Source organism: Finegoldia sp. P2-F-LR (genome assembly GCF_052932265.1).
The window spans coordinates 120,762-131,766 of the sequence record NZ_JBRFJF010000005.1 but is presented as its reverse complement, the minus strand read 5'-3'; the positions used below and the strand labels follow the sequence as shown (position 1 = coordinate 131,766).

At 30.0% G+C, this 11,005-nt stretch carries 9 protein-coding genes; all 9 read right to left on the bottom strand.

The window, feature by feature from the left end; genetic code table 11:
• Window positions 1-3,111, bottom strand: a 3,111-nt coding sequence (locus ACU68W_RS04605) for an Ig-like domain-containing protein (protein ID WP_446756179.1), incomplete at its 3' end; no start/stop codon positions are given.
• A 368-nt stretch (window positions 3,112-3,479) separates the two neighbouring features.
• Window positions 3,480-4,046 carry a hypothetical protein gene (locus ACU68W_RS04600; protein WP_278736107.1) on the bottom strand — a complete coding sequence of 189 codons (567 nt, stop codon included), beginning with the start codon at window positions 4,044-4,046 and terminating at the stop codon, window positions 3,480-3,482.
• Between the two features lie 11 nt (window positions 4,047-4,057).
• Window positions 4,058-5,371, bottom strand: coding sequence for a sensor histidine kinase (locus ACU68W_RS04595; protein ID WP_278736108.1), 1,314 nt, complete (start codon window positions 5,369-5,371; stop codon window positions 4,058-4,060).
• The gene (locus ACU68W_RS04590) at window positions 5,368-6,024 is read right to left on the bottom strand and encodes a response regulator transcription factor (RefSeq protein ID WP_446756178.1); all 657 of its coding nucleotides are present in this window, start codon (window positions 6,022-6,024) and stop codon (window positions 5,368-5,370) included. The genes ACU68W_RS04595 and ACU68W_RS04590 overlap by 4 nt, the downstream gene beginning before the upstream one ends.
• A gap of 77 nt (window positions 6,025-6,101) precedes the next feature.
• Entirely contained in the window at window positions 6,102-7,478 is a 1,377-nt protein-coding gene (locus ACU68W_RS04585) for an ABC transporter permease (protein ID WP_446756177.1), read from the bottom strand.
• 10 nt (window positions 7,479-7,488) lie between these two features.
• A complete protein-coding gene (locus tag ACU68W_RS04580; RefSeq protein ID WP_278736111.1) occupies window positions 7,489-8,133 on the bottom strand; it encodes an ATP-binding cassette domain-containing protein in 645 nt (214 codons plus the stop codon).
• Between the two features lie 10 nt (window positions 8,134-8,143).
• Window positions 8,144-9,421, bottom strand: coding sequence for an ABC transporter permease (locus tag ACU68W_RS04575; RefSeq protein WP_446756176.1), 1,278 nt, complete (start codon window positions 9,419-9,421; stop codon window positions 8,144-8,146).
• A gap of 108 nt (window positions 9,422-9,529) precedes the next feature.
• Window positions 9,530-10,363, bottom strand: a complete 834-nt coding sequence (locus ACU68W_RS04570; protein WP_446756175.1) for a nucleotidyl transferase AbiEii/AbiGii toxin family protein — start codon at window positions 10,361-10,363, stop codon at window positions 9,530-9,532.
• The gene (locus ACU68W_RS04565; protein WP_094208727.1) at window positions 10,356-10,949 is read right to left on the bottom strand and encodes a type IV toxin-antitoxin system AbiEi family antitoxin domain-containing protein; all 594 of its coding nucleotides are present in this window, start codon (window positions 10,947-10,949) and stop codon (window positions 10,356-10,358) included. The genes ACU68W_RS04570 and ACU68W_RS04565 overlap by 8 nt, the downstream gene beginning before the upstream one ends.
• Between the last annotated feature and the right edge of the window lie 56 nt (window positions 10,950-11,005).

Below are 11,005 nucleotides of genomic sequence, written 5' to 3'. Positions count from 1 at the left end.
TTCATCAGTTGATATTACTTTTCCGTTTTTATCTACTGTTTGATAGATGTGATGTTCTTGGAAGGATCCTTTTTCTTCTGTTGGTTCTTCTTTTGTTCTTTGATAAATATATGTTACTTCTTGTTTTGTGTTTGCTATATAAGCTGCTTCTTTTTCGCTTCCGTCTTCGTTGAATTTTCCACCGTTTTTGGATTCGATTTTTACTAGTTTGTAACCGTCTTTATCTTCTTTTGATGTTTTGTAGTTTTCTTTTTCTGTTCCTTCTGTTACATCTTTATCTTTTGTTTCATCAGTTGATATTACTTTTCCGTTTTTATCTACTGTTTGATAGATGTGATGTTCTTGGAAGGATCCTTTTTCTTCTGTTGGTTCTTCTTTTGTTCTTTGATAAATATATGTTACTTCTTGTTTTTCACCTGCTACGTAGTTTCCTTTTGTTGGTTCTCCATTTTCTGAGTCGTATTTTACGCCTAGTTCTTTGGATTTGTCATTTGTTGGTTTTACTTCTACTAGCTTGTAACCTTCTTTGTCTATTTTATTTGTTGTATATTCTTCGTTTTCTTTTCCTGTTTGTTCGTCACCGTCGGTTGTAGCATCTTCTGATATTACATTTCCGTCTTTATCTACTGTTTGATAGATGTGGTGATCTTGGAATGATCCTTTTGTTGTTATTGTTTTTTCGTATACGTAAGTGATTTCTTGTTTTTCACCTGGTTTGAAGTTACCTTCTGTTGGTTCTCCATTTTTATCGTAGGTTGGTTCGTTTACAGGATTTTCTGTTCTTACGAATTTATATCCATCTTTTTCTATTTTTCCTGTTGGATATGTTTCGTCTTTGTTTCCTTCTTTTACTTTACCGTCTTCTGTTATTGTTTTTTCTTCTACGATGTTTCCATCTTCATCTTTTGTGATGTAGATATGGTGTTCTTGGAAGCTACCTGGTTCTTCTTTTGTTCTTTGGTAGATATAGGTTACTTCTTGTTTTTCACCTGCTACGTAGTTTCCTTTTGTTGGTTCTCCATTTTCTGAGTCGTATTTTACGCCTAGTTCTTTGGATTTGTCATTTGTTGGTTTTACTTCTACTAGCTTGTAACCTTCTTTGTCTATTTTATTTGTTGTATATTCTTCGTTTTCTTTTCCTGTTTGTTCGTCACCGTCGGTTGTAGCATCTTCTGATATTACATTTCCGTCTTTATCTACTGTTTGATAGATGTGGTGATCTTGGAATGATCCTTTTGTTGTTATTGTTTTTTCGTATACGTAAGTGATTTCTTGTTTTTCACCTGGTTTGAAGTTACCTTCTGTTGGTTCACCATTTTTGTTGTAGGTTGGTTCGTTTACAGGATTTTCTGTTCTTACGAATTTATATCCATCTTTTTCTATTTTTCCTGTTGGATATGTTTCGTCTTTTGTTCCTTCTTTTACTTTACCGTCTTCTGTTATTGTTTTTTCTTCTACGATGTTACCATCTTCATCTTTTGTGATGTAGATATGGTGTTCTTGGAAGGAGCCTTTTTCTTCTGCTGGTTGTCCAGGATCTAGATCTCCAGTTCCTATTGATGGATGTGATGATTGTGTTAAAGTGCTTGAGTGAGATACTACTGTGCCGTCATCCATTATAACCGGGTTCCCATTAGCCTGATTTATAACTGATGATTTGAAAGATACTCCTTTATCTGTAGCATGTCCTTCTTTTAATGTCGGTTCTGCTAAAACTATATATCTTTTAGCAGGTACACTAGGTCCTTTTCCAGCTAAGTTTATACCAACATCTATTAGAGCGGTTCCATCATCATTTATAATAACAGGTAGATTTTTTACTTCTGTTGCTTTTGATAAGTCTGGAGAGAAACTATCTCTGAATGCTCCATCATCATTTACTTCATATACTTTAATTTGATTAGGATTAGTAAACTTATAGTTATTAGATTCTAATTTTACATAATTTTTACCATATATTTTTTTATTAGGCTGATTAATATATGTTGTTGTACTAATAGAATTATTATCTTTGTATCTATTTACTGACCTAATAGTTTCAATAATAGGCCTATCTTTTTTATTACCATAATCAAACACCATGTCTCTTGTTATAGTTTCACCGGCTACAGTGATGCTTACAGGTACCTTTTGTTTATTATCAGTAATTGTTTCTCTTACAGGCCATAAAGCTTGTCTGAACTTACCACGTACATTTTTATAATCGTCCAAGTAGTTTGTGAAAACATATTTTGAAGTATTAGTTTCTCTATCATAGTAAGCTTTTGCGATTAATCTGCCATCAACACCTACTATATCTGTGGCGCTTCTTGGCTCATTAATCATTCCTGGAAGTACATATTCACCGTAATCTACTGTAAAATAGTCGCCTTCTTTAACTCCATCATCTGCAGCGAAGTCTGATGTGAATACAGCATGTCCTGCGCTTGTAACCCATACTTCATTAACGTTTGATCCGCCATCCGCATATTCAAGTTTTCCATTAGTTATATGAACCTTATCATGAACATCTACACCTTCTCCTGCTTTTTGTGGAGCTTTTTCTTCTTCAGGAGCCACTTCTAATAAATTAGACTCTTGAATTTTCTTATTCAATATTGCATCAACGTCAAGATTAGAATCTTCTGCAAGTGAATTTGCTATATCTTCTTCAATTTTTGCAATTTCGCCATCTGTAAAGTTAGCATTCTTTAATGCTTGTCTTTGAGAATCTGTTAGTTTGAATGATTCCTTTTCCTCTACAACAGCTTCTTCTTTTTCTTCTGTAGCTTCTTCTTTTTGTGAAGTTGTTTCAGTTGTTTCTATTGCAGTGTCTTTTGTTGTAGTAGCTTCTTCAGTTGCTTCTGCTTTATTGTTTTTTGCTGCGGTAGTAACTACTTCTTTAGCTTGTTCTTTTTTAGCTTGTTCTTTGTCTTCTTTGTTTTCTTTAATTACATTTTCTGTTGTTACAGCATCAGATTGTGCTGTTGCCGTTGCATCAACATTGTTAGTATTTGTAGTATTAGCGATTGAATTATCTGCTGATACTTGGTTTGCTAACATCATTGGGCTGGCTAATACTCCGAAAGCCAACAAAATCTTAGCTATGTTGTTCTTGTTCTTTTTGTCCATAAAAACCTCCTTAAATTGTATATTTTTCATTAACATATTCTGATTAAATGATTGACATAAATAAACATTTTTCTCTTTTTTTAATGCCATACAGTTCTAAATTATTATTTATTATTAATCATTTTTATCAGTCTTTCATTATATACCCTTCTGCAAAAAAAAATAAACATATTTTATAAAATACATTAGAAATATTACAATTTTTAAATATATTTTACACTCTTAATGGATTTATGTAGGTAAAAAACTTTTTGATTTAAATAATTAAATTATTTAATTTATTCCTTGTCTTTTTTTCACTTTTCAATTGAATTTTACATACAAATTAAAAAGCCCACTTGAAAAACAAGTGAGCAATGTATAAATATTTAATTTAAATCTTCATTTATCTCGTCGATTATTTCTTGTGGTGTTTTGTCTTCAAAAAATGATGGATCCATGTGTGTTAGGAAGTGCCATTCGTCTTTTTCGTTTTTTCTGTAGACTATTGCTTCTCCATCTTCTGATCCGAAGTAAGCCCTGTCTACGTCATATCCTTTTTCTTGCAAGTATTTTTTTACTTCGCTGTAGGATTTTTCTCTTGCTTCAATATATGTTTTCACATCTTTGTTAGCTATTACATAAGCGTCTACTCTCGTTGAACTATCTACTAGTCCATTTCCTTTTTCTGAAATATTCGGAATTTCTTTCCAGAAAATTTCTGCTTTTCCTTGTTCTGTAAACATGAATTTGGTCAATGGAATAATGTTTCCGTTGTATTCTAGTTCAACGTATTCACCTAATTTTTCAGGAATGATATATTCATATACAAATCCATCTTCTTCTGTGATTTCGTAGCAGTTTGTTTTCTTGATGAATTCTCTTCCTTCTTCAATTGTTTCAAATAACGCTAATTCAATTGCTTGTCCATTTTGATTCAATTCTAAAATATACATTTTATTCTCCTTTATAACTTCATTTTTAATGTTACGTTTTCTTCTTGTGTTTCAATGATTGCATCGATTTTGTAATTACTTAATAAATTTCCAACGATATACAACCCAAGTCCGTTGCTGTTTTCTTTGTTTAAATCACAATTCACATCAAACACTTTAGTGGTATCTAATTCGCTTGCCTTTTCGCAAGTATTAATTACTTCAAACCATTTACCATCTGATTTTATGGTTATTGTTCCATATTCATCAGTGTATTTTACAGCGTTTCCAATCACATTAGATAGTATTATTTTAAGAGCTGATTTCCCAATCAAAATCTTTTCATCTGTAATCTGATTGTCGATTGTGATGTGTTTTTGATTTGCAATTACATCCTGCTTATTAATTATATCATTTAATATTGGTAAAATCTCTACATTTTCTTCGTCATTTTTTAAATTTTCAATGGAGGACAATGTAAGTATTTGTGAAATACTATGTGATAATCCATCAATTATTTTAAGAGATTCGTCTATATACAAATCCCTGTTTTTGTATTTTCCTATGTTGTACTTCATATTTTCCAAAATTATTTTGAGGCTCGCTATAGGAGTTTTGAGTTCGTGTGATGCTCCTCTAAAGAAATCGTATTTTAGTTTTTCAAGTTTGATAATTTCTTCGTTTTTCGATTCCAAATCGTCAATGGAATGTAACAATGTAGTGTACAAATCATTGATTTGCAATTTTAACTGTCCAATCTCATTGGTAGAATCTACTTCAAGTAGTGCATTTTTGTCCCTATTCATCATTTTGTCAGTAATATGTTTTATTTCTTGTATATTATTGTTAATTAACTTAGCATAAATTAATGAAATGATTGCTGAGAAAAACATAGAAATTAAAAGCGAAAACGGAAGAAATCTTAGACTCAAATTCTTGGCATCTTTTTTCATATCTGCTGTAGAAACAAATTGAAGCGATATTTTCTCCCCTTTTGATGTCTCAATTTGACGTTCTTCAATTATAAGAGAATTATTATTGCTTTGTTTATCGAAATCTATAATTTCTTTGATTTGCAATTCATTGTTGTTGTTTTTGCTTTTTACATAAGCTTTTATATCGTTATTATCGGAATAAAAGTTCAATGATTGTGTTATATAACCCACTTCTTTTTTATTCAAGGTATGTGATATTTCATTTGCTTTTTTGTTTATTTCTTGTTTTCTATCTTCCAGGTATGTTTTTGGAAATATTAGAAATACCATCAAATGTATGAACAAAACTGTGATGGCTAATGCCGTGAAGATTTGTAAGAACATTTTTGGAAATATTTTTAAATTTTTCATTTTCTCTCCAATTTATAGCCTACATTTCTGATGGTCACTATGCAGTCTAGTTGTAATTTTTTACGTAATTCTTTTATGTAGACATCAATTACTCTGTCAAATGGTATTTCGTCGGTTTCTTTCCATACACTATCGATTATTTGCATTCTAGTGAGTGCTTGACCTTCATTTTCTATCATATATTTTAGTATTTCGAGTTCTTTTGCATTTATATCAACTTTTTTGCCATTTATTTTTGCAGTGTAGCTTGTGAAGTTAACTTCTGTGTTTTTGTAATTAAATGTTTCGCTATTTCCATAATATTTTTTTATTAATGATTCTATTCTAACTTTGAGAACAGGAAGTGAAAATGGCTTTTCAATGTAGCCATCCGCTAGGCTTGTGAATGCGTTGATTTTATATTCTTCATCACTGAATGCAGTCAACATAATTGCTGGGATATCACTTGTTTCTCTGATTTTTTTGAGAACATCAAGTCCATTAATGTATGGAAGTTGAATATCTAGTATTGCCAAGTTGATTTCGTTATTTTCAAATATGGATATGGCTTGTTTCCCGTCTTCTGCTTGATATGTTTTGTATCCAAATTCAGACAAAAATTCACAAATTCCTTCACGTATCATTTTGTCATCTTCTACTACAAGTAAATTCATAATTTATTCCTCTCTTTTATTTATTATACAATATTTATTTTAATTACAAAATTATCGGAGCATATGCCCCGATAATTTTACTTAGTATCTATTAATAAATCTTTTGGATTTTTCCTAAGAATATTTGTTGATGAAATAATCAATGATATTAACAACACTAATGTCATGAATATTACTACATAAACTAATGTTTTTGACGAAATGCTAATGTCCAGGCTTGTCAATGTTTTATTGAATCCATCAACTTCAGCACCGCTACCAAGTCCAGTTGACGCTGATTGCTTGGCGATTTTTTCTGCGATATTTCCTGTAACTTTTTGTAGTATATTATTACCAATTTTATCTCCAGCAAATCTTGCCAAGAAAAATGATCCAATGTATGCAGGAATTGCTACTAACAATAATTCTGTGACAAATTGTCCAAATATTTTCGCTTTCGACATGCCTATCGACAACAATACTGCAATCTCTTTCTTCCTTGCGTTCATCCATAAGAACAATAATAAAGATACTACCAATCCTGCAAATGCAAGTGATCCTACAAATAATTTATCTGCTATTGCATATATTCCACTGATTGATTCTTGTAATGCTGGATAGTTTGATGAACTTTTTATTAAATTATATTCTTGCCAATTGATATCAAGTTTGGAAAGATTTTTCATGACATCTTCTAGTTTTTTGTTACCTTTTACAAAAAATGTAGCATCTTGATAGACTGCTGTATCTTCAGTGTTACCGTATACTTTGGCTGCTGTATTCAAATCAGTAATCAATGTGTTTTCGTACAATTCTTGAGCAGCGCTCACACCACCGTTATTGTGCCCATCAAACAAACCTTTAATTGTAACTTCTACTGTTTCATTGGCTCGTTTTTCATTATCTGCATCAAATAAATTGGATTTTAATTTTAATTTGTCACCTATTTTCAAGTTGTTTTTGGCTGCCAAATCCTTGTGCATAAGAATTTTATTCTTATCGTCATTTTTCAAATGTTCACCTTCTACCAATTTGTATGCTCCAGATACAAATTTTGTTTCCTTAGACGATTCATTAACACCAGTCAACATTACAGTGCTTTTAAAATTTTTAGCACGTTCTGGGGATTGGTTTGCCAAAGTTTCTTGTGTTTCAATTATATCCAATCCATCCAGATCAGCCACGCTATTAATTCTTTTTACATAGCTTTCAATATCAGGTGAATCTGTGATTTTTTTGATGTCTTGTCCTTTGACATTTCCACCGCCTCTTGGTGTTCCTGGATTTACTTGTCTGTTAATTTCCATTGAAAAACTGTTGGTAATATTTCCAAATGTTTTTTCTGAAGCTTTGTCAGTGGCATCTTTGATGGATAAACTAATCAAACTTAAAGCTGACATCAACATTATTACGATTAGTATAATTATCGATTTGAGACTTTTTCTAGTTACATAAGCAAATGCGTTTTTTATCATAATTTCCTCCCTAAATATTGTCAACTACTTCTTGTAGTTTTCTATCTTTTAATTCAAGAACAATATCTGCTGCTTTTGCTACTTCTTTACTATGAGTAACAACTATTACGCATTTGTTTCTTTCCATTGCAAGTTTCTTCAATATATCTATAATTTCACCAGCCGTCACATCATCCAAGTTTCCAGTAGGCTCATCTGCTAATATAATTGGGGCTTCTGAAACTAAAGCTCTTGCAATCGCAACTCTTTGTTGTTGTCCACCAGAAAGTTTCATAACATTTCTTCTTGTTTGACTTTTATCCAATCCTAATTCCAATAAAATATCTTCTGATGCATTTTTATTTACTAATCTTATGTTTTCAAGAGGAGTCAGATAATCTATTAAGTTATAGTTTTGAAAAACTAATGATATGTTGTTTTTTCTATGATAGCTGTGTCCTTTTTCTTCGATGTTGTTGTTTTTGAATAAGATTTGACCTGTATCTGGTGAATCTAATCCAGCCAATAAAGATAAAAGTGTTGATTTACCTGTTCCAGATTTCCCGATGATTGCGTAGAATTTTCCTTGTTCAAATCCTCTGTTAACTAATGACAAAACTTCTTCATTTGAACTTGAATAACTGTATGATACGTTTTTGATTTCTAAAATAATCATTTTATATCTCCTAACTTATTTGTGATAATATTTGTTTTGGTTTTTTGATTAATATCATTGTCGATGCGATAATCACAGAAACTGTGATTATTAATAAAAGCAATCCGTAGCTTTTGATAAATACTTCTAATTTATCGGATATTTTATTAATTAATAGGCTACCTGTAAATGATGCATTTTCCGATTCTGTTATTCCTGATGCAATTAGTTTTATAATGAAATCTCCACTAATGAACGATAAAACTGCCGCAGGAACGGATACAAATACAAGCTCCATGATGAATTGTCCTATGATTTTGGATTTATTAAATCCAATTGATAAAAGTATTCCTATTTCATAAATTCTTTCTCTTAGCCATAATATTAAAATCAACGATAAAACTACAAGTCCTGCAACCATTATGGAATATGTCATCATTTGTATGATGTGCTTTACGCCATTTATAGAATCAATAGCTTCTTTGAATGCATTGTCATCTTTTTCGATAATGTATTGTGAAGAATTAGCGATTTGATTTTTCAGCTGATTTATTGCATTATCCATTAAGTCTGAATTTTGTGTATAAACTGAGATTTTATTGGCAATTTTGTTACCGTCTTTTATATTCAACGAATTTTGCGCTGAATTGTAATTCACAAACATAGAGTTTTCGCTGAAATCAGAAGACAATCCTGTATATTTTTCTTGTTTTTTTCCTGAAAATATTCCAACTATCTCATATTGTGTCTCTTTATTTTTATCTCCATTTCCATTCATATTCATCAACTTTAGACCTATTTTGTCGTGAAGTTTTAGCTTGTTTTTCTTTACAAATTCTTCATGAACTAGAATCTTATTGTCATCATTTTTATCCAAATTCTTGCCTTGTTTTATAGTAAACACATTACTTGTAAATAATTGGTTACGTTTTTGATCTGTCATAGCATCTATCGATACTAAATTTTTCATATTTGGAGACAAATCTTCACGCATAACTTTCTGATTACTTTCAACGACATTGGTATTTGTTACGTTGGCTAATCCCGCATAATGATATGAAACCTCTTTTATATCTTTGATTTGTTTCAATTTTTCAAATTCTTTTATATCAAAATATCCGTTATTATCTTTTTTCGTTATTGAAATAGATGAATTTGATGTTTCGTACAGTGATTTCTCCAGTGTTTTCTGTGATTTCGTTATACTCAAACAAGCATACAAACATGATAATACAAGTGTTAGAATTATAAGTATTATCAAAGACCTATTTCTTTTTCTTGTTATATAAGCAATCGCATTTTTTATCATAAATATCTCCTTAACTTTGTTACATGTATATGTTACAAAAGTTTTATGAAATGTATATGAAATTCATAGCAATAAAAAAAGAAGGATTTCTCCTTCAATTTTATTTAATCATTTCATTAATTTTATTAAGCTAATACTTTCATCAATTACATTTTCAAATTCTAAACCATTTGCATAAATATTTTTTTTGCAAAAAGATTTCCATCTAGATTGAAAATTTAAATCATCTTTAATTTTTTCTAATAATACCAAAATTTTATCCATATCAAATTCAGTATTACGATATTTAAATGTATTTTTACATGATTCTTTTAATAATTCGATATCTATTTTATCCATTTTCATCTTTCGAATTATAAATAAATCATAATAATCTTTACTCCTGCTATTAAAAAATCCTCTAGAGTATATTGTTTGAATTTTTTCAGCTAACATAGTTTCTAAATTATATGCCTTAATATTTATTTTTTCATCACTAAATGAGCTACTATAATTGTAATCAATAGGTTCAGGAGTAATGATATCTCCTGTTGCAATATCTAATGGAACTACTTGGCGTATATTTTCTAATTTGCATATTATTTTACACCTGAATCCACCATATTCGTCATCATCTTTTATAGACTCAATGTTATTCAATTCATAAAATACGTCTTCACCAGGTGTGTGCTTCAATATTTCATTTAATGTTGTTTTTATATTATCTTCAGTTATTTTCATATTTTTTAATATAATGTCGATGTTAATAGTACTTCTGCTACTAATCCCTATTAAGTTAGAAAGAAGAAAGCCTCCCTTAAAAATAAAATTGTCTTTGTAATTACTTTGAGAAAACTTTTGTAAGATACTTTCAAGAAAATAATAAATCATAATGGAGTTAAATGGAAGTCCTGTAATGGAACTTATTTTATGACACTTCGAAGTCAGTTGAGCTTTATTCATACACAACCTCCATTATATCTCTAACTTTATTTTCTATTTTCATTTTAGATGCTATATAATAAAGTGAATCTAGGTTTCTTTTATCATATGATGGGTATGACATTATCAATTTTGAATATACTTCTGGATCCATATCTTTCTTATTAAGAATAAAATCACAGAGTATTCTCTCATACGAATATGTTTTAACTTTATTACCAAACATAGTATCTACTTCTTCTATTCCAAGCTCATAAATATATTTGTTGACATAATGCACATTAGTAAGCATTGGTTTTTCATTAAATTTATATCCATTATATACCGTTATATCATTAGTCCATGGTATCTTATCTGTTTGTCCAATCAAATACAAGGCTGTTTCGTAAGAGTATATCGCCTTTTTATAATTATATTGAAAGAAATACAATTCATCATAATCACCATTTTCAGTTATATAGATTCCATTTTTCACCTTTGTAATAACACCATCATTGCTGAGCCTACTTAGATAAACGGTAGGAATATTGTGTCCTCTACAATATTCTGATGTAATAATTCCACCTGATTTGTTCAAATAATTTATAATCTTTTTTTTATAATTCATATAGCACCTCCTCTTGTTGTATTTACACTTATATTATACAGTTTTTAAAGTGTATT